We start from the raw sequence: 19,911 nt of genomic DNA on the forward strand, positions 1-19,911 counted from the left end.
CTGCCCGGAATGCAGCGGCCCCGGCCTGCGCCGGGGCGACGGCTTAGGCAAAGGCGGCGAGCTTCGTTGGGGTGATAGGTCATGATGCCCCTCTGGCTCCCCGCCGCGCTGATCGGCGGGGCGTTGCAGGCGTGGCGGACGGCGGTGCAGCGGCGGGTGTCGCGCACGCTGTCGGTCAATGCCGCTGGATTGGTGCGCTATCTCTACGGCCTGCCGGTCGCGGTGCTGCTGCTCTTCGGGTACCACTATTTCGTGGCGCCGGCGGCGTTCCCTGCGCTCGGCGCTTGGTTTCTCCCCTTCTGCCTCGGCGGCGGGATCGCGCAGATCATCGCGACCAATTTGCTGCTGATGGCGTTCGGTGAGCGCAATTTCGTCGTCGGGACGGCCTATTCGAAGACCGAGGCGGTGCAGAGCGCCTTGCTGTCGGTGTTGCTGCTCGGCGATCATCTGAGCCTCTCGACCTGGACCGGCATCGGCTTCGGCGTGGCGGGCGTCATGGTGCTGTCGACGGGCGGCAAGCGGATGGGGCCGCTCGCCTTCCTGCGCGCGCTTGGGCAGCCGGCGGCGCGGTACGGGATTGCTTCGGGCTTCGCCTTTGCGTTGACGACGATTGGCATCCGCGCCGCGACGCAGGAAGTGCACACGCCCGATCACATCCGCGCCGCGCTGATCGTGCTGGCGGTGACGGTGGCGGCGCAGACGGTGCTGCAGGGCGCGTACGTCTATCTGCGCGAGCGCGACCAGGTTGCGCGCGTTTTCTCCGAATGGCGCGTTGCCGGGCAAGTCGGGCTGATGTCGTCGGTCGCCTCGGCGTGCTGGTTCACCGGGTTTGCCTCGGCGCCGGTCGCTTTGGTGCGGATCGTCGGTCAGGTCGAGGTCGCCTTCACGATGGCGTTTGCGCATTTCTATCTTGGCGAGAAGACCAGCCGGAGCGAGGTCGCCGGGCTCGTGTTGGTCGCGATCGGCGTCGTGCTGGCCTTGGTCGGCAGCCTGTGACGCGGGCGTGCGCACTGCTGGACCTCGCCCGAAGTGTAGGTACGGCTGCGTAACGAGATCTGCTTGGGGGCGGCGCGGGAGAGTGCTAAGCGGCACGCGGGGGGATCCGACGTGGCGACATCGATGGTACCGGCGGGATATGAAGCATCACTCGATCGCGCGGGGCTCGCGCTCGGTGCGGGGGGCGTCGTCGGGGGGCTGTTCGCCGCGGGGTTGGTGACGATCGGCAGCGGGTTCGATCCGTTTCCGATGCTGATCGGTTTCCTCGTCGGCGCGGTGATCACCGCGATGGCGGCGGTCGCGATCGGCGGGCCGGTCTGGCTCGCGTGCCACGCGCTTGGGCGGCGCGGACCCGTGAGCGCGGTGAGCGTCGGGGCGCTGGCGGGCTTCGCGCTGTTTCTTGGCGGGCAGACCTATGGGTTCGGGATTTTCGCGATGCCGCAGGAAGACACGCCGACGCTGCTCTATCGCTGGATGAGCGCGATCGCGACGAGCCTGGTGCTGGCACTGGTGTCCGCGCTGATCGGCTGGACGATGTGGCGCGTGGCGTATCGCCGGGCGGGGTAGGTGGTAGCGGTGGGCGTGCGCCCATAAACCCCAAACCGTCACCCCGGCCTTGTGCCGGGGGCCACCGTGCCGCTTATCCCGCCGCCGCAGACTTTGCGGCACGGTGGACCCCGGGACGAGCCCGGGGTGACGCAGTGGGGTGATCGCGGCGCGGGCTCATACCTTCACCGGGATGATTCCCGCCCCGCGTGCTTACGGCTTCGCCGCCGGAGCGACCGGTGCCGGCCCTGCCGAAGGCGCTTCGGGCGGGGTGATGTCGCCGGGCTTGCAGTCGCCGGCGCGGGTCGAGACGATGCGCATTTGCATCGTGCCTTCCTTCGCGCCGGTGGCGGCATAGCCCTCGGTCTGCATCGTCATGTCCTGCTTAGTCGCGCTGTTGCTGCCGTCGATCGTCATCTTGACGGTGCCGCCGGTCGGCTGCTTGCAGGTCGCGGCGACGTGGATCGTGCCGCCCGACACGTCCTTCTTGCCAAAGGTGCAGTTCTGGCCGCGCGACGCCATCTGCTCCATCGCCTTGCCGAAATCTTCCTTGGCGGCGGCGGTGGGGGTCAGGCAGACCGATGTGCCCGCCATCGAATCGAACATTTTCTGCATCTGCGTCTTGGTCTCGGGCGTCGCGCCGCGGCCCTCGAGCTTCAGGATCTCGATCTTCTGCGACCAGCTGCCGGCCTGGCGCTTGACCGGACCCGAGGGCGAACAGGCGACGAGCGCGAGGGAAGGCAAAGCGAGCAGCGTGGCCAGCGTGCGGAACGACATTGAAGAATCTCCCCGGGAGTGCGTGCGCCGGCGGTCGGCGTGCGTTGTCTGTTGGCGTGTTCCTTCCCATATTGCGCAGCTATGGCAATCCAGATTCGCACCAGTCTCGACGAGCCCGAAACCGGGCAGAGCTTCGTCCCCCATCGCCCGGCGCGTCCGCCCAAGGCCGAAGGCGGCAAGCGCTTCACGCTCGCCTCCGAATATACCGCGGCGGGCGACCAGCCGACCGCGATCGCCGAACTCGTCGCGCAGACGGAAGCCGGCGAGCGCGACCAAGTGCTGCTCGGCGTGACCGGATCGGGCAAGACCTTCACCATGGCCAAGGTGATCGAGGCGGTGCAGCGCCCCGCGCTGATTCTCGCGCCGAACAAGATCCTGGCGGCGCAGCTGTACGGGGAAATGAAGTCGTTCTTCCCCGACAATGCCGTCGAATATTTCGTATCATATTACGATTATTATCAGCCCGAGGCGTATGTCGCGCGCTCGGACACCTACATCGAGAAGGAGTCGTCGACCAACGAGGCGATCGACCGGATGCGGCATTCGGCCACCCGCTCGCTGTTGGAGCGCGACGATGTGATCATCGTGGCGTCGGTGTCGTGCCTGTACGGTATCGGCTCGGTCGAGACCTATTCGGCGATGATCTTCGACCTCAAGAAGGGGCAGACGGTCGACCAGCGCGAGATCGTGCGCAAGCTCGTGGCGTTGCAGTACAAGCGCAACGACGCTGCCTTCCAGCGCGGCAATTTCCGCGTGCGCGGCGACAATCTCGAGCTGTTCCCGTCGCATTACGACGACACCGCCTGGCGCATCTCGTTCTTCGGCGACGAGATCGAGGAGATCGTCGAGTTCGATCCGCTGACCGGGAAGAAGATCGCGAGCCTCAATTCGGTGCGCGTCTATGCCAACAGCCACTATGTGACGCCGGGGCCGACGCTCAAGCAGGCGATGGAGGCGATCAAGTTCGAGCTCGCCGAGCGGCTCAAGGAACTGGTGCCGGAGGGTAAGCTGCTCGAGGCGCAGCGGCTGGAGCAGCGGACGAACTTCGACCTCGAGATGATCGCAGCGACCGGGAGCTGCGCGGGGATCGAGAATTATTCGCGCTTCCTCACCGGCCGGATGCCGGGCGAGCCGCCACCCACTTTGTTCGAATATCTGCCCGAGAATGCGCTGCTGTTCGTCGACGAGAGCCATGTCACCGTGGGCCAGATCAACGGCATGTCGCGCGGCGATCACCGCCGCAAGCTGACGCTCGCCGAATATGGCTTCCGGCTGCCGTCGGCGATCGACAACCGCCCGCTGCGCTTCAACGAATGGGACGCGATGCGCCCGCAAACGACCTATGTCTCGGCGACGCCGGGGGCGTGGGAGATGGAGCAGACCGGTGGCGTGTTCGCCGAACAGGTCATCCGCCCGACCGGGCTGATCGATCCGCCGATCGAGATCAAGCCGGTCGAGGAGCAGGTGCAGGACCTGATCGTCGAGGCGCGCAAGACCGCCGAGCTTGGCTATCGCACGCTGGTGACGACGCTGACCAAGCGGATGGCGGAGGATCTGACCGAGTTCATGCACGAGGCGGGCTTGCGCGTCCGCTACATGCACAGCGACGTCGAGACTTTGGAGCGTATCGAGCTGATCCGCGACTTGCGGCTCGGCGTGTACGACGTGCTGATCGGCATCAACCTGCTGCGCGAGGGGCTCGATATCCCGGAGTGCGGGCTGGTCGCGATCCTCGATGCCGACAAGGAGGGCTTCCTGCGCTCCGAGACGTCGCTGATCCAGACGATCGGCCGCGCGGCGCGTAACGTCGACGGTCGAGTGATCCTTTATGCCGATCGCATCACGGGCTCGATGGAGCGGGCGATGAACGAGACGGGGCGTAGGCGCGAGAAGCAACTCGCCTACAATGCCGAGCACGGCATCACCCCGACGACGATCCGCCGCAACATCGGCGACATCATCCAAGACGTCGCTAGCCGCGACCAGGTGACAGTCGAGATCGACGAGGACCGGCCGCACATGGTCGGGCATAACCTGCGCGCGTATATCGAGGATCTGGAAAAGCAGATGCGGACGGCCGCGGCGGATCTCGAGTTCGAGACGGCTGGTCGCTTGCGCGACGAGATCCGGCAGTTGGAGCAGGAAGAGCTCGGACTGCCGGTCGACCAGCAGAAGGCGCCGGTGATGGGGCGCTCGAACGAGGGCAAGCCGGGGACGCGCAAGACACGCTATGGCAAGAGCCAGAAGATCCGGGCTGGAATGGCGGGGAGTTCGCGGCGGGCGCGGTGACATATGGGTGGAAGCTGCCTGCCTTCATGGTTGGCTATTTCCGCAGCGTGATCCATGAGAATGCCCAAAGGAGCATTTTCATGATCCGCACTTTCGCTGACTCGGAAAGCGAGCGCGTCTGGAACCGAGAGCGTAGCCGAAAGCTGCCGCCCGATATCCAGCAACGCGCGATGCGCAAGCTTACCGTTTTGGATGTAACTCTGTCGCTTGACGAGCTTGGAAGCCAGCGCGGGAACCGGCTTCACGCGTTGAGGGATGATCGCGCAGGCCAGCACAGCATTTCAATTAATGACCAATGGCGTATATGATTCGTCTGGAAGGCTGGAGACGCGTATGACGTCGAGATTGCAGACTATCACTAATCCGGATTGGCTCGACAACGAGCATGCCGGTCAAATGCTGGTCACCGAGTTTCTCGAACCCGAAGAGTTGAGCGTCGAGCGGCTTGCCGACGATATCGGGGTCGCGTCAGAGCGCATCACCGAGGTCATCGAAGGCATCCGTCCGGTCGACGCCGATCTCGATCTGCGCCTTGGCCGCTATTTCGGTATGTCAGAAGGCTTTTTTCTGCGCCTTCAGGACCGGTACGAAATCGTCGAAGCCAAGCGCGCCCTGAACGGCGCGCTCGACCGCATCGTGCCGCGCGCCGCTTAACCCAGCGACAGATCCTCGCCCGCCACATCGTAATATTTCGAAACGCGATCGGCATAGGCCTGGTCGAACTCGGGGGCATTTGCCGCCCAGCTCGGGCCGCCCTCGAGCACGCGGCGGTCGATCGTCACGACATAGGTGTCGTTGACCGGATCGAACGCGAGCAGCGAGAAGGGGATCGGATAGTAGGCCTTGCCCATGCCGAGAAAGCCGCCGATCGACAGCACCGCATAGACCGCGCGGCCGGTGCGCTTGTTGACCATCAGCGAGAACAACGTGCCGATCTTGTCGCCGTCGCGACTGCGGATCGGCATCGTGTCGGCTTTGTTCGACTGGAGCAGCAATTGGGTCGGTTCGGTCTGGGCCATGGATCTCTTCCTTCGTGTCGCGAGCGTAACGGCGCGTGGGCCATTGCGGTTCCCTGGGACATCAACGATCGCACCCCCGGGGCTGGTTCCCGCGGATAAGCGCGTTTGGTGAGCGCCAGTCGACGCGGATTCGGGGTGGAGCGCGGGCGGCAGCGGTTGAGCGAGGCGATCGCTTCGCGCATAGACCTGGCATGTCCCCGACTCCCGCCCGCTTCGCCCCGCCACGCCTTGCTGTCGTCGCCACGCTCCTGGTCCTTGCCGGTTGCGTCGGAAATCCCGCACCGCCGCGTACCGTCGCCCCGACGGTCGCGGCGCCGCGCCCGGTCCCGGTGGCGCCACCCCCCGCGCCGCTCGCCGCCGACTGGCGCGATTGGCCGGTGACGCCGGGCGACTGGACGTACCGGACCGACGCGCGCGGATCCATCGCGCTGTTCGGGGTGCCCGGCGCCGACGCGGTGTTGACGCTGCGCTGCGACCGGCAGACCAACACGGTGTATCTCTCGCGCCAGGGGCAGGCGCGCGGCCCGCTGACGCTGCGCACGTCGACCCTGGCGCGCAGCGTGACGGTCCAGCCGACCGGCGCCGCGCCGGCCTATGTCGCGACCGCGCTGACGCCGCGCGACGGGATCCTCGATGCGATGGCGTTCAGCCGCGGGCGGTTCCTGGTCGAGCAGGCCGGGATGCCGACGCTGGTCATTCCCGCCTGGGCCGAAGTCGGCCGCGTGACCGAGGATTGCCGCCGCTGATCGGGATGCCGCGCGGTACGATAAACCGACTTTGGGCAGGCCGAAGAGAATCGTCGAAACAGGCCCATAATACAAGACTTGTTTCGTCTAAAAATATGATTCAAACCTGAGTCGTGACCAGGCCTGGTCACGCTGTTTTAACTGGCGAAAGGAGGTGATCCGATGTCTCATGGTTCAGCAATGGGGTCGGTTCAGTTCGTTCGGAGGACGCACCGCTAGGCCTTTGAGGCTAGTCCTGCGACGATGGGGCGGGGGGTATTCTCCCCCAGTCAACGCCACCGATCGTCGAGGCTTTGCGGTACGCATGGTCCTCCAAGCTGGAGCTTCCGGCCGCTGACCATGTCAGGAGGTTGCCGATGTCCTCGAAAAGGGCATCGGCAGCCTCTTTTCATGTCTGGGGTCGGGGGCGGGCGGGCTTCGCGATTGTGCTCTTGCCAGTGACGATCTGCTTGTCGCCGATGCGGCGATGACCCATGATCGCGCGATGGCGCGGGTCTGGCTGCGTCGCTCGACCGGAGACCAAGATGCGCTTCACGCTGTCGCTGCTGCTTTCGACCATTCTCGCGGGAGCCGCGCACGCGCAGACGCTCCCGGACGTTACCGAAAAATCGATCGATCAGGTCCAGGCGATGATGGCGTCGGGCGCGAGCAGCGCGGCGATCACCCAGGCCTATCTCGCGCGGATCGCGGCGATGGATCGCAGCGGGCCGACGCTGCGCGCGGTGATCGCGACCAACCCCGATGCGATCGCGCAGGCGCGCGCTGCCGATGCGCGGCGCAAGGCGGGCAAGCTGCTCGGGCCGCTCGACGGCGTGCCGGTGCTGATCAAGGACAATATCGAGACCAGGGATCCGATCGCGACGACCGCGGGGAGCCTCGCGCTCAAGGACAACATCACGCGCCGCGACGCGCCGCTGGTGGCGAGCCTGCGCCGACAAGGCGCGGTGATCCTCGGCAAGACCAATCTCAGCGAATGGGCCAATATCCGCTCGACGCACTCGATGAGCGGTTGGAGCGCGGTCGGCGGGTTGGTGCGCAATCCGTATGCGCTCGACCGGACCTCGTGCGGATCCTCGAGCGGATCGGGCGCGGCGGTGGCGGCGAGCTTTGCCGCGGCAGCGGTCGGGACCGAGACCGATGGATCGGTGGTGTGTCCGTCCTCGATGAACGGGCTGGTCGGTTTGAAACCGACGCTCGGCATGATCAGCCGCACGCACGTCGTGCCGATCAGCCACAGCCAGGACACGCCCGGCCCGATGGCGCGCAGCGTGCGCGACGCGGCGGTGCTGTTCAACGGGATGATCGGCGTCGATCCGGCCGATCCGGCGACCAAGGGCACCGCCAAATATGCGCATGACTTCGCCGCGCCGCTGGCGAGCGCTTCGCTTGCCGGGGTGCGTATCGCCGTGCTGCATCCCGAAATGTCAGAGTTGCTCAAGGTCAAATATGCCGCGGCGCTGGCGGTGTTGAAGGCGCAGGGCGCGGTGTTGGTCGATGTCACGCCGCCCAAGCTCGACGGGTTGGGCGAGGCCGAATTGCTGGTGCTGCAGACCGAGCTCAAGGCCGATCTCAACACCTATCTCGCGACCACGCCGCAGGCGGTGAAGACGCGCACGCTCGCCGATGTCATCGCGTTCGATCGCGCCGAAGCGACGCGCGAAATGCCGTTCTTCCAGCAGGAGACCTTCGAGGCAGCCGAACAGACGCGCGGCCTCGCCGATGCCGAATATCTCGGCGCGCGCGCGAAATCGCTGCGGCTGGCGGGCAAGGAGGGGATCGACGCGATGCTCGCGACCGCCAATGCGACGCTGATCGTCGCGCCGACCTACGGCATGCCGTGGCTGTCCGACACGGTCTCGGGTGATGGCGGCGAGGGGCCGAGTGCTGCCGGGCTGCCCGCAGTGGCGGGCTATCCGCATCTGACGGTGCCGATGGGACTGGTGCGGGGCGTGCCGGTCGGGGTGTCGTTCATTGCGACCGCGTGGGCCGACCAGAGCGTGCTCAACGCTGGGTATGTCTATGAACAAGCGGCGCATGCGCGGGTGGTACCGGGTTATGGCGCGACGAATGATGCCGGGCCCGGGCTGGACGGCGCACGCTGAGCTAACTCCCCTCCCTTCCAGGGAGGGGAGGCGTCCCCCCGGGGGCGGGCGCGATTCAGCGTTCGAGCAGCTCGCTGCGGACGTGGATCGCCGATAGCGAGATGCGGACCTCGAGCAGGAACCCGATCAGCGAGGAAATCAGCAGCGCCATCGCGAGAATGAAGATCACCGCGACGATCGTGCCGATATGCAGCGCGAACAGGCTGGCGACAAACAGCAAGGCGACGACGATGCACGTCATCGCCGCGCTCGACACTGCGAGCACGAGCGAGCGGTTGATCACCGTCATCCGCCGGTCGAGCAGCCGGAGTTCCCAGACATGACGGTCATGCTCGGGGCCGCTCGACAACGGGTGCCATTCCTCGACGACGCGCGCGCGATCGACGACGCGCGCCAGCCGCCCGGCGAGCACGTTGAGCAGCTGCCCGATCGCGGCGAGCATGAAGATCGGCGAAAGCGACAGCTGGATCGTCTGGGCGATCGTCGAGACGGCGGGGTAGGGGTTCATCGTGGCCCTTTGTGGAATGCGGCTGGCGCGGGCGCAAGGCGTCGGCCACAGATTGGTAACCCTGCTGCTTTAGACGTGTTCCAATGACCAAGCCGATGCTGCTCTCCGACTTCACCCGGCTGCCGTCGCGCACGCGTGCCAGCGTGGGCGCCGGGCTGTCGGGCGCGATCGACATCGTTGCCGATGCAGCGGCACCGAGCCACGCGTTCCTGCGCTATGCCTGGTATGCGGCGGCGCTTGCGGCGTATGGCGGGGCGGCGCGGACGATAATGGTCGAGGAAGACGACCTGCCGGTGATCGCCCTGCCGTTCGTGCGAGTCGGGCCGGCGATCGCGCGCGTCGCGACGATCCCGGGAAGCTATTGGCCATTTCGCAGCTTTCCGATTCACCGCCACGCCGAGGTGCCTGCGGTCGATGCCTTGCTCGACATGCTCGCGCGCAGCGTCAACGCATTGCGGATCGGCCCGGTGGTCGATGGCGATCCGGCGCTCGAGGCGCTGCTGCCGCGGGCGCGCGCAAAGGGGTGGGCAGTGCTCGACCGCTTCGTCGCGAACAGCTTCGTGCTCGATCTGCAGCAGCCCGACTGGCCGCGCGGATCGACGCTGCGCAAGAACCGCTTTCACGAGAAGCATCTCGCCGAGCATGGCGAACTCGACTGGCGCTTCGTCGACGCAGGGGAGTGGGATGCGGCGTTCGATGAGCTTGCGGCGGTCGAGCGGAAGAGCTGGATCGCGGCGAGGACCGATGGTCGCGATGCCAAGTTCACGGACGAGGGGCATGGCGGCTTCTGGCGAGAAGTGGCGCGCGATCCGGTCGTCGCCGCGATGCTGTCGGCCGCGGTGCTGAGCATCGATGGTGCGCCGGCGGCGTTTTCGTTCGATCTCGATGCCGGCACGACGCGCTATGCGATCGCCAACAGCTATGATCCGGCGTTCGCCAAGCATTCGCCGGGCAAGCTGCTCTCGTATCGCAACCTCGTTCGCGCACGGGCGGCAGGCTTGCGCAGCGTCGATTGGGGCGCGGGCGACAGCGGCTACAAGACGACGCTCGGCGCGGAGCAGGGCCCGGCGTTGCGCGACTGGCTGCTGGTACGGCCCGGTGTGCCGGCGTTCGTCGGGGCGATGTTCAAGGGGCGCTGGGCGGCGAGTGGGAATCCGGGCGGGTAAGGCAGCAACGACAGGACCCAAGCCGGTCTCGCGGCGTTTAGACGCGCATGGATGAGATCGAACGCGTTCGGATTGAAATGGAAGCTGCGGCGGAGGCGCTCGATTTCGAGCAAGCGCGGCGACTGCGCGACCGGCTCGCTTTGCTGCGCGGCGGCGCCAGCGCCGAGGAAGCCGCCGAGGCCGAGACCGTCGGCCTGATCCGCCAGCAGCCCGGCGCAATGGGGCTGGGGACGAGCCAGCAACGGATGACACCGCCGCCGGGGTGGAAGAAGCCGGTCAAGCCCGATCCGATGACCAAAGGGCGTTCGCGCAAGCGGTGATTAGCGCGCCGTCGTCACCCCGGCATTGTGCCGGGGTGACGGGCGTGGGGAGCGGATCACACCGGCGGCAAGTGATCCAGCAGCTTGTCGACCGTGATCGGATAATCGCGCACACGGATCCCCGTCGCGTTGAACACCGCATTGCCGATCGCCGCGCCGCAGCCCGAGATGCCGAGCTCGCCGATCCCCTTGGCATGGATCGGGTTGGCGAACTGGTCGCGCTCCTCGAGGAAATGCACCTCGATCTGCGGCACGTCGGCATTCACCGGCACGTGATATTCGCCAAGATCGTGGTTCACCAGCTTGCCATTGCGCGGATCGTGGACGAGGTCCTCGGTCAGCGCCGCGCCGATCCCGAAGGTCATCCCGCCGAGGCACTGCGAGCGCGCGGTCTTGGCGTTGAGGATGCGCCCTGCCGAGAACACGCCGAGCATCCGGCGGACGCGGACCTCGCCAGTGGTCGCGTTGACGCCGACCTCGACGAAATGCGCGCCATAGCTCGATTGCTTGCGCTCCTTCTCCATCTTGCCCGGTGCGATCGATCCGATCGCCTCGATCCCGTCGCCGACGAGCGAGCCGAGCGCGACCTGGCGGTTGTCGGCGATCGCCTGGCCGTCCTTGAGCGTCAGCGCTTCGGGGTCGCAGCCCATCGCCTTGGCGAGCTTCTCGCGCAGCGTCTCGCACGCGAGATACACCGCCGAGCCGCTCGACCCTGCGCCCCACGACCCGCCAGAGCCGGCCGCGTCAGGCAGATCGGTGTCGCCGAGCACGACACTGACTTGATCGAGCGGAAGCCCGAGCAGTTCGCCGGCGATCTGGCCGAGAATCGTGTAGCTGCCGGTGCCGATGTCGGTCATCGCCGAGCTTACGGTTGCGCGGCCATTGGCGTCGATCGCAACCTTGGCCGAGGATTCCATCAGCATGTTGGTCCGCACCGCAATGGCGACGCCCATGCCGATCATCCACTCGCCGTCGCGCACTTGGCCCGGCGTCGCGTTGCGCTTCGACCAGCCGAACTTCTCGGCGCCCTCCTCGAGGCAGCGGACGAGCTGGCGCGTCGAGAAGGGGATCTTCTCCTCGGGGTCTTCGCTCGGCTCGTTCTGCTTCCAGAAGTCGATCGGATCGACGCCCAATTTGTGGCACAATTCGTCGAGCGCAGCCTCGGTCGCCATCATGCCGACCGCTTCGCCGGGCGCGCGCATCGAGCCCGACAGCAGCCAGTCGAGCTCGACCAGGTCGTGATTGATCAGCCGATTCTCGCCCGAATAGGCGAAGTGCGTGCCGATGCCGGTCGGCTCGAAAAAGCCTTCTCCGGGGAGGTTGCTCGTCAGCGTCTCGTGACCAACGCCGGTGAGCTTGCCCGCGCCATCGACCGAAAAGCGCACGCGCTGCTCGGTGTTCGAGCGTCGAACGGTGGTCTCGAACACTTGCGGGCGCGTCATCACGGCTTTGACCGGGCGGCCGAGCTGCTTTGCGGCCACCGCAGCGGCGACCGATTCGGGCGCGATGCCGAGCTTCGAGCCGAACCCGCCGCCGATGTAATGCGCGACGATCCGGACCTTCTTGTCGCTGACGCCGAGCGACTTGGCGAGCTGGCTCTTGTCCGAGGTCGGCATCTGGTACGAGCCGTACAGCGTCAGCGCGCCATCCTCGTCCCACACCGCGATCGAGGCGTGCGGCTCCATCGCGGAGCTGTTCTGGCTCGGCGTTGTATAGGTGACATCAACCGAGATCGCGGCGTCCGCCATCGCTTTCTCGACATCGCCCTGCTTGAAGTGTGCGGGGATGGTGTTGGGCGGCGGCTTGGTGGTTTCGTCCTTGTGGGCCTCGAAATCGAAGCGGCCCTCGGCTTCCTCATATTCGACCTTGAGGCGAATGCCGGCGTCGCGCGCGGCTTCGTAGCTTTCGGCGAGCACGATCGCGACGATCTCGCCGAAATAATGGACGTCCTGCACGCCCTGCGTCGGGGCGCTGGTTTCGCCGCCCTGCTGTGAGTTCTGCAGGAAGGTCTTGAAGTCGGTGACGACGTCGATCACGCCGGGGATCGCGCGGACGCTGTCGGCATCGACCTTGGTGACCTTGCCGCGCCCGAACTTGGTGCCGACGAGATAGCCGTAAGCGAGGTTCGGGATCTGATACTCGGCCGAATAGGTCGCCTGGCCGGTGACCTTGAGCGGGCCTTCCTTGCGGTCGAGCGGGCGGCCGATGATCCCCTGGCTGCCGCTGTCGAGCAGGCTGGCGGGGACGGGCTTGTCCATCTTGAGGCTGTTGGTGTTGCTCATGCGGTCAACTCACGCAGGCACGCGATCAGCGTGCGTTTCATCAGCGGGATCTTGAAGTCGTTCGACCCAAAGCCCTGTGCATCGGCGAGCAGGATGTCTGCCGCCGCCGCGAAGATTTCGTCGGACGGCGCCTTGCCGATCAGCGACTCTTCGACGCGGCTATCGCGCCACGGCATCGGGCCGAGGCCACCAAAGGCGAGTTGCGCCGTGGCGATCGTGCCGTTCTCGACCGAGACGAGTCCGGCGACCGAGACGAGCGCGAAGGCGTAGGACGCGCGGTCGCGGACCTTGCGGTAGAGCTGCTTGCCGGCGACCGGCGCGGGCAGCTCGACATGCGTGATCAGCTCGCCGGGTTCGAGCACGGTCTCGATTTCGGGCGTGTCGCCGGGGAGCCGATAGAAATCGTGGATGCTGATCCGGCGGCGATCGCCGCCCGGGGTGAGCGTGATGATCGTCGCGTCGAGTGCGCGCATCGCGACGGGCATGTCGCCGGGGTGCGTTGCGATGCAATGCTCGCTGGTGCCGAGGATCGCGAGGATGCGATTGTACCCGCCGATCGCAGAGCATCCGCTGCCGGGTGCGCGCTTGTTGCACGCCATTGCGGGGTCGTAGAAATAATAGCAGCGCGTCCGCTGGAGCAGATTGCCGCCGGTCGTCGCCTTGTTGCGCAGCTGGCCCGAGGCGCCCGCGAGCAGGGCGCGGCTGAGCACTTCGTATTTCTCGCGCACGCGAGTGTCGGCGGCGAGATCGCTGTTGGGGACGAGCGCGCCGATCAGCAGGCCGCCGTTGTCGGTGTCTTCGATCTTGGCGAGATCGAGCCGGCTGATGTCGACGAGCTTGTCGGGCGTCTCGACCTGCAGCTTCATCAAGTCGAGCAAATTGGTGCCGCCCGCGATGAAGCGCGTGCCCGCGCCGACGAAGCCGACGGCTTCCTCGACGCTCGCGGGCTTTTCGTATGTGAAGGTCTTCATGCCTTGGCCTCCGCCACGTCGCGGATCGCGTCGACGATGTTGGGATAGGCGGCGCAGCGGCACAGGTTGCCGCTCATCCGCTCGGAGATTTCGCCATCGTTGAACTCGACGTCGCCGAGCGTCTCGCTGACGTGGCTCGGCCAGCCCTTCTTGACCTCGTCGAGCATGCCGACCGCCGAGCAGATCTGCCCCGGGGTGCAATAACCGCACTGGTAGCCGTCATGCTTGACGAACGCGGCTTGCAGCGGGTGCAGATTTTCGGGTGTGCCGAGACCTTCGATCGTGGTAATCTCGTCGTCCTGGTGCATCACCGCGAGCGACAGGCAGCTGTTGATGCGGCGGCCGTTGACGAGCACCGTACATGCGCCGCACTGGCCGTGATCGCAGCCCTTTTTCGAGCCGGTCAGGCCAAGATGCTCGCGCAGCAGATCGAGCAGCGAGGTTCGAATGTCGGGTTCGGCGGTGTAGGCCGTTCCATTGATGGTGAAGTGCATGTCAGACCCCTGCGGTTCGGCGAGGTAAACGCGCATTTCGGAATTCAGGTCCGCACGCGGGGAGATATTGCGCGCCGATCCTCGCTGCCCGGCATCGGCCGGTCGCGTTCGGTCAAGCGCGGCGCGGCCAGTGCATGCGGATCCGCCAGACGATGCCGGTCTTGCGCACCGCACTCCCGCAGCGCGCCTGTGCGAACAGCCGCGCGTAGCTGAGATCGTGGACTGGCTTGGACGGGGTGAGGCGCTCATGCTCGCGCGCGGAGTCGAGCGCGGTCTGGCAGGCCTGCTCGCTCGGGAAGCTCGCATCGAGCAAGGCGGCGGCGGAGTGCGGCGTCCAGGCCTTGGCGTGCACAGGCGTCGTGGCCGCCAGCGCCAAAGCCAGCGACGGCAGCGCGATCATTTGCTGAGCCGCACGGCCGACGCCGAGGCGATCTCGGTCTTCGGCTGCGCGCACGACCGTAGTGCGGCGAGCCCACCGACCGCGTCGAGCCGCGTGCGCGCTTCGCGGGCGAGCGCGGCCTTGTCGATCGGCCAGCCGATCTTGGCGTCCTTGGCGCTCCCCGGGAACACGACATAGGCGATCTTTCCGTCGGGCAGCCCCTCGCCGTTGCGCGGGTTGGGCGCCTGGACGCCGAGCGCGTGCCAGAACGCGACCGACGCCTCGCCGAGCCGCTCGACCGGGCCTTCGTCGGCGATGACGAACGGCGTCGTCTGGCCGGTATCGAGGTTGGTCGCGAAGCCGATATCCCCCATCTCGCCCATGCCATCGGTGCGATAGATCGGCGCGGGGAGAACGATGTACGGGATCGCCGCGGCATCGACATAGCTGGCGGTGCTCGCGGGCCCGGCGAACGCGGTGTTCCGCAGCGAGGTCATCGAGACGAAAAAGCCTTTGTACGGCCCGTCCTGCTGGATCGCTGGCCGGGTCGGATCGGCCGGGTCGGCGACGAGCACGGTCTGCCACCACGACCCATCGGGATAGCCCGCCGCGGCAAGGCAATCGATCCCGCGGCCGGTCTCGGGGCAAGTGTTGGGCACGTCGGCGGGGTGATAGGCGTTGGGCGCACCATCGGCGTCGACGAGCTTGTGGTCGGTCGCAAAATAATAGGCTGCGTGATCGGGGCTGAACGCGATCGGCACGCCCATGTAATCGAAGCCGCCCGCGGGGCAGGACTGCGCGATCGCGCTCGTGCTCGAAAGAAGGCAGCAGCTTAAAGCGGTCGCCAGCAGGCGCCGGACGGTGGACACGGTGAAATTTCCCTCGGAGGCGGAATGCACGCTCGTCGAAACAGGCAGCGGGACCGAGGGTTCCGCGCCTGCCCGTACGCCGTGCGGCCACCGCGACGAAGGGAGCTGTTACGCCACCGGCTGGTGAATGTAGCGGAAGTACCAGACCTCGCGTCCCTGGCGGCGTGCCTTGCGTTCGTAGCGGGTCTCGGGCCAGTCGTCGGGGCGGGTGAGGAAATCAGCGGCTGTTTGCGCGCTCCACACGAAATCGCGGCGTTGGCCGAGCACCATCATCGCCCAGCGGCAATAGGTCGGATCGTCGGTGCCGAGGCGGAACTCGGCGCCGGGCTTGAGCTTGGCCGCAATCAGATCGAGCGGGCCGTGATTGACCATCCGCCGCTTGGCGTGGCGCGCTTTGCGCCACGGATCGGGGTGGAGCAGATAGACGCGCGACAGCGACGCATCGGGCAACCGCTCGAGCACGTCGAGCGCATCGCCCATGTGGAGGCGGACATTGTCGAGCTCTTCGTCGCGGACATGCGTCAGCGCGCCGACGACGCCGTTGAGGAACGGCTCGCAGCCGATGAACCCTGTCTCGCGCCGCGCCATCGCTTGGCCGGCGAGATGCTCGCCCGCGCCGAAGCCGATCTCGACCTCGATCGGGCAATCCTTGCCGAACAGCGTGGTGGCATCGAGCGGACCTTCTTCGGGAACGCTGATTTCGGGGAGCAGGCGCTCGACCAAATCGGCCTGGCCGAGGCGGAGCTTGTGCCCCTGGCGGCGGCCATAGAGGCGGCGGGTCGTCATCGGATCGGTCATCCGCGCAGCCTCTAGCGAGCGCAGCGTTCGGAGCAAAGTCCCGTTACGGTCGTTACAGCGCATCAACGAAGTGGCGGACATGATGGCGGACACCAATCAAGAGCAAACCGAGGGCGGCGACGTCGAGGAACTGAAGGCCGCCAATGCTCGCGAGCTGCACCGAGCGGTGCGCGAGGAAGGGCAGGAGGAACTCGAACGCCCGATCACCTCGCTGTTCTGGTCGGGGCTGGCGGGGGGGCTGGCGATCAACGCCTCGCTGATCGCCGAGGCGGCGATCGCGGCGCATACCGCGCCGTCGCCGGCGCGCCCGCTGCTGATCGCGATCGGCTATCCGATCGGCTTCCTGATGGTGATCCTCGGGCGGATGCAGCTGTTTGCCGAGAGCACGGTGACCGCGATGCTGCCGCTCGTGACCGAGCCGTCATGGGCTGCGCTCGGGCGGACCTTGCGGCTGTGGGGCGTGGTGCTGGGGGGCAATCTGCTCGGGACCGCGCTCGTTGCGTGGGCGTTTGCGACGCTCGAGCTCGGCGATCCCGCAATGCGCGCGGCGATGCTCGAAGTGTCGATGAAGATCACCGAGCACGGCGCGCTCGATACCTTCATCAACGCGGTGCCAGCGGGCTTCCTGATCGCGATCGTTGCCTGGACCTTGCCCAATGCGCGCGAACAGGCCTTCCTGGTGGTGTTCGGGATCGTCTATGTCGTCGCGATCGGCGGGTTCAGCCATTCGGTGGTCGGGTCGAGCGAGACCTTCCTGCTGCTCTTTTCGGGCAAGATCGGCGGGGGCCAGGCGCTGGCGTTCCTCGTGCCCGCGGTGCTCGGCAATTTGTTCGGCGGGGCCGGCCTGTTCGCGGTGCTGGCGCATGCGCAGGTGCAGGAAGAAGGCGCCTGATCCGGGCGGAGCCAATCCGCCGCCCGCGGCGTTGGGCGTGCGACACAAGAGGAATAGCGACATGAGCAAGATCGCCAAGGCCGTGCGGAAAATCGCCCGCGCCGACCGCAAGGCCACGCACCGCGCCGCGGCGCATCGCGACACGCCCGCGGTCAAGCTGGCCGGAGCGGCGAGCGAAGTCGCCGACCAGCCGCCGTTGCTGCTGCTCGGCGTCGGGACGATCGTCGTCGGTGCGGTGCTGCGCCGTCCGACGGTGATCCGCAATGGGGTGCGGATGCTGGCGAGCGAGGTGCTCGCCACCGCGATCAAGAACGGCATCAAGCGCTCGATCGACCGCACCCGCCCGCAAAAGGCAATCGAGACCGGCGAGCACCGCTTCGCGCCGGGCAAGAGCGCGGCGCACGGCGATACGTCGTTCCCCTCGGGCCATACCGCCGGTGCAGTCGCCGTGGCGGGTGCGATCGCGCATGACACTCCCGCGGTGATTGCGCCTGCCTATGCGGTGGCGGCAGGGGTCGCGGCGGTGCAGATGCCGCGCGGAAAGCATTATATTTTCGATACCGTCGCCGGGGCGGCGGTCGGCTTCGTCGCGCAGAAGGCGACAAGCATGATCCTCCGCGCTGCCGAACCAGCCTTGGTTCGCCTTTTCAAGCGCACCCGCTGAGCGTCGTGTGACGCCCGCGCTATGAGCCGGTCAAGAGGCTTAACGACGCCTTCAGCGCGTATCCTAAGTGCCGATAAACGCGGTTGAATTATCAGAACGCTCGATCTGCGACAAACGGGGGCGTTGTGATGAAGTTGACGTGTTGGACGATCCTTGCGCTCGCGGCGAGCATCCCGTCGGTCGCGGCGGCGCAATATAGCGTGCATTGGGCCGCGCCGGTGGCGGCGACGGGCCCCTCGGCGTATTTCCCGATCGGTATGCCGTTGCAGCTGAAGACGCGTAACGAACTCAACACCAAGGACGTGCATTCGGGCGATCGCTTCTATCTCGAGGTGGCCGAAGCGCTGATCTATCGCGGCCAGGTCGTCGTGCCGGTCGGATCGATCGCGGTTGGCGAAGTGATGCGGTCCGAGCGAAGCGGAAATTTCGGCAAGCGTGGTGAACTCGAGGTCCGGCTCGATTATGTCGAGACGCCGTCGGGGCCTGTCCGCATCTCGGGGCGTTCTGCGCGGCAGGGCTTGGATCAAGGCGTGCTGGCGATTGGCGGCGCGCTGTTCGTATCGTGGCCGATGATGTTCATTCACGGCACCAGCGGGCGGCTCCCCGCAGATTCACCGATTACCGCCTATCTGGCCGATGATCTGCACTTCGGCGTGCAACCCGGTTCGGTGCAGGACGCGCGAGCCGGAACAGAAGCGCCGCCGCAGGGGCCGCGCGCGCTGCCGGCGCGGTTCGATCCGTCGGTCTTCTCGGCCAACCGGCCGTAACGACCGTGCCGAGCGCGGGATGACCCCGCGCTCGGCGTTCGATCAGGCGGCGACGGCGTTCTTGAGCGCGTCGACCAGATCGGTCTTTTCCCAGGTGAAGCCATCGGCATCGGGCTCGCGCCCGAAATGGCCGTACGCTGCGGTGCGCTTGTAGATCGGCGCGTTGAGCTTGAGATGCTCGCGGATGCCCTTCGGCGTCAGGCGGACGAGCTTGGGCAGCACTTCCTCGATCTTGGCTTCGGGAACGGTGCCCGTGCCGTGCAGGTCGACATAGAGTGACAGCGGCTCGGCGATGCCGATCGCGTACGACAGCTGGATCGTGCAGCGCCGTGCGAGGCCGGCAGCGACGACGTTCTTCGCCATGTAGCGCGCGACATAGGCGGCCGAGCGATCGACCTTGGTCGGATCCTTGCCCGAGAAGGCGCCGCCGCCGTGCGGGGCTGCGCCGCCGTAGGTGTCGACGATGATCTTGCGCCCGGTGACGCCCGCGTCGCCGTCAGGGCCGCCGATTTCGAACGCGCCCGTCGGGTTGATGTAGATCGCGGTCTTGTCGCTGATGAAGCCGTCGGGAAGGACGTCGTGCATCACGCCGCTGACATAGGCGCGCAGCTCTTCGTACAGCGCCGGATTGGCGTTGTCGCCCTGCAGGCAATAGCCCGCCTTGTGCTGCGTCGAGACGACGAGCGCGGTCGCACGAACGGGCACTTCGTTCTCATATTCGAGCGTGACCTGGCTCTTGGCGTCGGGCTCGAGGAAGGGCGCTGCGCCCGAGTGGCGATCGGCGGCGAGGCGCTCGAGGATCTTGTGGCTGTAATAGAGCGTCGCGGGCATCAGGCCCGGGGTCTCGTCGGTGGCGTACCCGAACATGATACCCTGGTCGCCCGCGCCTTCGTCCTTGTTGGCACCTTCATCGACGCCCATCGCGATTTCCGCCGACTGGCCGTGGAGATTGTTCTGGAAGGTGAACTTGTCCCAGTGGAAGCCCGACTGCTCGTAGCCGATTTCCTTGACGGTCTTGCGGACGGCATCCTCGATTTCCTTGAGCGCGCCATCGGCCCACTGGCCGTTCTCGTACACGCCCTTGCAGCGGATTTCGCCCGCGAGGACGACGAGGTTGGTCGTGGTCAGCGTCTCGCACGCGATGCGCGCATAGGGGTCCTTGCCGAGGAACAGATCGACGATCGTGTCGCTGATCTGGTCGGCGACCTTGTCGGGATGGCCTTCCGAGACCGACTCGGAGGTGAAGAGAAAATTGGAACGCATGCGTGGGATCCTCATGTTGAGGAGAGCTTCGGCCGTTGCCATGCCTGATATAAAGCTTTCCTT

At 66.5% G+C, this 19,911-nt stretch carries 22 protein-coding genes; 12 read left to right on the forward strand and 10 right to left on the reverse strand.

The genetic code is table 11. The annotated features are described in order from the left end of the window. Window positions 1-81: 81 nt before the first annotated feature. Window positions 82-996 carry an EamA family transporter gene (locus E2E30_RS01730; protein ID WP_206365624.1) on the forward strand — a complete coding sequence of 305 codons (915 nt, stop codon included), beginning with the start codon at window positions 82-84 and terminating at the stop codon, window positions 994-996. Window positions 997-1,107: 111 nt separating this feature from the next. Beyond that, entirely contained in the window at window positions 1,108-1,563 is a 456-nt protein-coding gene (locus E2E30_RS01735) for a hypothetical protein (RefSeq protein ID WP_240699009.1), read from the forward strand. A gap of 192 nt (window positions 1,564-1,755) precedes the next feature. On the opposite strand, the gene E2E30_RS01740 is transcribed toward E2E30_RS01735, so the two are convergent. Further along, window positions 1,756-2,319: a DUF3617 domain-containing protein gene (locus E2E30_RS01740; RefSeq protein WP_133186667.1), complete on the reverse strand. Its 564-nt coding sequence runs from the start codon at window positions 2,317-2,319 to the stop codon at window positions 1,756-1,758. Window positions 2,320-2,400: 81 nt separating this feature from the next. Here E2E30_RS01740 and uvrB point away from each other — a divergent pair, with 81 nt between their 5' ends. The 3 genes from uvrB (at window position 2,401) to E2E30_RS01755 (ending at window position 5,262) form a co-directional block, all read left to right on the forward strand. Next, window positions 2,401-4,608: an excinuclease ABC subunit UvrB gene (gene uvrB / locus E2E30_RS01745; protein WP_133186669.1), complete on the forward strand. Its 2,208-nt coding sequence runs from the start codon at window positions 2,401-2,403 to the stop codon at window positions 4,606-4,608. Window positions 4,609-4,688: 80 nt separating this feature from the next. Continuing rightward, a complete protein-coding gene (locus tag E2E30_RS01750) occupies window positions 4,689-4,916 on the forward strand; it encodes a type II toxin-antitoxin system RelE/ParE family toxin (RefSeq protein WP_133186671.1) in 228 nt (75 codons plus the stop codon). A gap of 25 nt (window positions 4,917-4,941) precedes the next feature. Continuing rightward, window positions 4,942-5,262: a HigA family addiction module antitoxin gene (locus E2E30_RS01755; RefSeq protein WP_133191879.1), complete on the forward strand. Its 321-nt coding sequence runs from the start codon at window positions 4,942-4,944 to the stop codon at window positions 5,260-5,262. Here E2E30_RS01755 and E2E30_RS01760 read toward each other — a convergent pair. Further along, window positions 5,259-5,627 carry a PRC-barrel domain-containing protein gene (locus tag E2E30_RS01760; protein ID WP_133186673.1) on the reverse strand — a complete coding sequence of 123 codons (369 nt, stop codon included), beginning with the start codon at window positions 5,625-5,627 and terminating at the stop codon, window positions 5,259-5,261. The two genes, E2E30_RS01755 and E2E30_RS01760, sit on opposite strands and share 4 nt — an antisense overlap. Before the next feature lie 191 nt (window positions 5,628-5,818). Between E2E30_RS01760 and E2E30_RS01765 the strand changes: the two genes are divergently transcribed. Both E2E30_RS01765 and E2E30_RS01770 read left to right on the forward strand, forming a co-directional pair. Then, a complete protein-coding gene (locus tag E2E30_RS01765; protein ID WP_133186675.1) occupies window positions 5,819-6,373 on the forward strand; it encodes a hypothetical protein in 555 nt (184 codons plus the stop codon). Between the two features lie 524 nt (window positions 6,374-6,897). Further along, the gene (locus tag E2E30_RS01770; protein WP_133186677.1) at window positions 6,898-8,475 is read left to right on the forward strand and encodes an amidase; all 1,578 of its coding nucleotides are present in this window, start codon (window positions 6,898-6,900) and stop codon (window positions 8,473-8,475) included. A gap of 55 nt (window positions 8,476-8,530) precedes the next feature. Here the strand turns inward: E2E30_RS01770 and E2E30_RS01775 are convergent, their stop codons facing one another. Next, window positions 8,531-8,983, reverse strand: a complete 453-nt coding sequence (locus E2E30_RS01775; protein ID WP_133186679.1) for a DUF2721 domain-containing protein — start codon at window positions 8,981-8,983, stop codon at window positions 8,531-8,533. A gap of 83 nt (window positions 8,984-9,066) precedes the next feature. Between E2E30_RS01775 and E2E30_RS01780 the strand changes: the two genes are divergently transcribed. Together E2E30_RS01780 and E2E30_RS01785 are read left to right on the forward strand one after the other, a co-directional pair. Beyond that, on the forward strand, window positions 9,067-10,149 hold the full coding sequence (locus tag E2E30_RS01780; RefSeq protein WP_133186681.1) for a GNAT family N-acetyltransferase: 1,083 nt from the start codon (window positions 9,067-9,069) through the stop codon (window positions 10,147-10,149). Window positions 10,150-10,196: 47 nt separating this feature from the next. Beyond that, window positions 10,197-10,469 carry a UvrB/UvrC motif-containing protein gene (locus tag E2E30_RS01785; protein WP_133186683.1) on the forward strand — a complete coding sequence of 91 codons (273 nt, stop codon included), beginning with the start codon at window positions 10,197-10,199 and terminating at the stop codon, window positions 10,467-10,469. A 56-nt stretch (window positions 10,470-10,525) separates the two neighbouring features. Here the strand turns inward: E2E30_RS01785 and E2E30_RS01790 are convergent, their stop codons facing one another. The 6 genes from E2E30_RS01790 to trmB form a co-directional block, all read right to left on the reverse strand. After that, a complete protein-coding gene (locus tag E2E30_RS01790; protein ID WP_133186685.1) occupies window positions 10,526-12,751 on the reverse strand; it encodes a xanthine dehydrogenase family protein molybdopterin-binding subunit in 2,226 nt (741 codons plus the stop codon). Next, window positions 12,748-13,722 (reverse strand): FAD binding domain-containing protein, encoded by a 975-nt coding sequence (locus E2E30_RS01795; protein WP_133186687.1) that lies wholly within the window; start codon window positions 13,720-13,722, stop codon window positions 12,748-12,750. The genes E2E30_RS01790 and E2E30_RS01795 overlap by 4 nt, the downstream gene beginning before the upstream one ends. Further along, a complete protein-coding gene (locus tag E2E30_RS01800; protein WP_133186689.1) occupies window positions 13,719-14,216 on the reverse strand; it encodes a 2Fe-2S iron-sulfur cluster-binding protein in 498 nt (165 codons plus the stop codon). The genes E2E30_RS01795 and E2E30_RS01800 overlap by 4 nt, the downstream gene beginning before the upstream one ends. A gap of 112 nt (window positions 14,217-14,328) precedes the next feature. Further along, window positions 14,329-14,616: a hypothetical protein gene (locus E2E30_RS01805; RefSeq protein WP_133186691.1), complete on the reverse strand. Its 288-nt coding sequence runs from the start codon at window positions 14,614-14,616 to the stop codon at window positions 14,329-14,331. Beyond that, the gene (locus E2E30_RS01810; RefSeq protein ID WP_133186693.1) at window positions 14,613-15,464 is read right to left on the reverse strand and encodes a glycoside hydrolase family 75 protein; all 852 of its coding nucleotides are present in this window, start codon (window positions 15,462-15,464) and stop codon (window positions 14,613-14,615) included. The genes E2E30_RS01805 and E2E30_RS01810 overlap by 4 nt, the downstream gene beginning before the upstream one ends. A 108-nt stretch (window positions 15,465-15,572) precedes the next feature. Beyond that, window positions 15,573-16,262: a tRNA (guanine(46)-N(7))-methyltransferase TrmB gene (trmB, locus tag E2E30_RS01815; RefSeq protein ID WP_133186695.1), complete on the reverse strand. Its 690-nt coding sequence runs from the start codon at window positions 16,260-16,262 to the stop codon at window positions 15,573-15,575. Between the two features lie 82 nt (window positions 16,263-16,344). On the opposite strand from trmB, the gene E2E30_RS01820 reads away from it, so the two are divergent. From E2E30_RS01820 to E2E30_RS01830, 3 genes are all read left to right on the forward strand, one after another. Further along, a complete protein-coding gene (locus E2E30_RS01820; RefSeq protein ID WP_133186697.1) occupies window positions 16,345-17,154 on the forward strand; it encodes a formate/nitrite transporter family protein in 810 nt (269 codons plus the stop codon). A gap of 61 nt (window positions 17,155-17,215) precedes the next feature. Beyond that, window positions 17,216-17,818, forward strand: a complete 603-nt coding sequence (locus tag E2E30_RS01825; RefSeq protein ID WP_133186699.1) for a phosphatase PAP2 family protein — start codon at window positions 17,216-17,218, stop codon at window positions 17,816-17,818. Between the two features lie 128 nt (window positions 17,819-17,946). Beyond that, entirely contained in the window at window positions 17,947-18,585 is a 639-nt protein-coding gene (locus tag E2E30_RS01830) for a hypothetical protein (RefSeq protein ID WP_133186701.1), read from the forward strand. Window positions 18,586-18,627: 42 nt separating this feature from the next. On the opposite strand, the gene metK is transcribed toward E2E30_RS01830, so the two are convergent. Further along, the gene (gene metK, locus E2E30_RS01835) at window positions 18,628-19,848 is read right to left on the reverse strand and encodes a methionine adenosyltransferase (RefSeq protein ID WP_133186703.1); all 1,221 of its coding nucleotides are present in this window, start codon (window positions 19,846-19,848) and stop codon (window positions 18,628-18,630) included. Between the last annotated feature and the right edge of the window lie 63 nt (window positions 19,849-19,911).

The organism is Sphingomonas sp. AAP5 (assembly GCF_004354345.1).
Lineage (GTDB): Bacteria > Pseudomonadota > Alphaproteobacteria > Sphingomonadales > Sphingomonadaceae > Sphingomonas > Sphingomonas glacialis.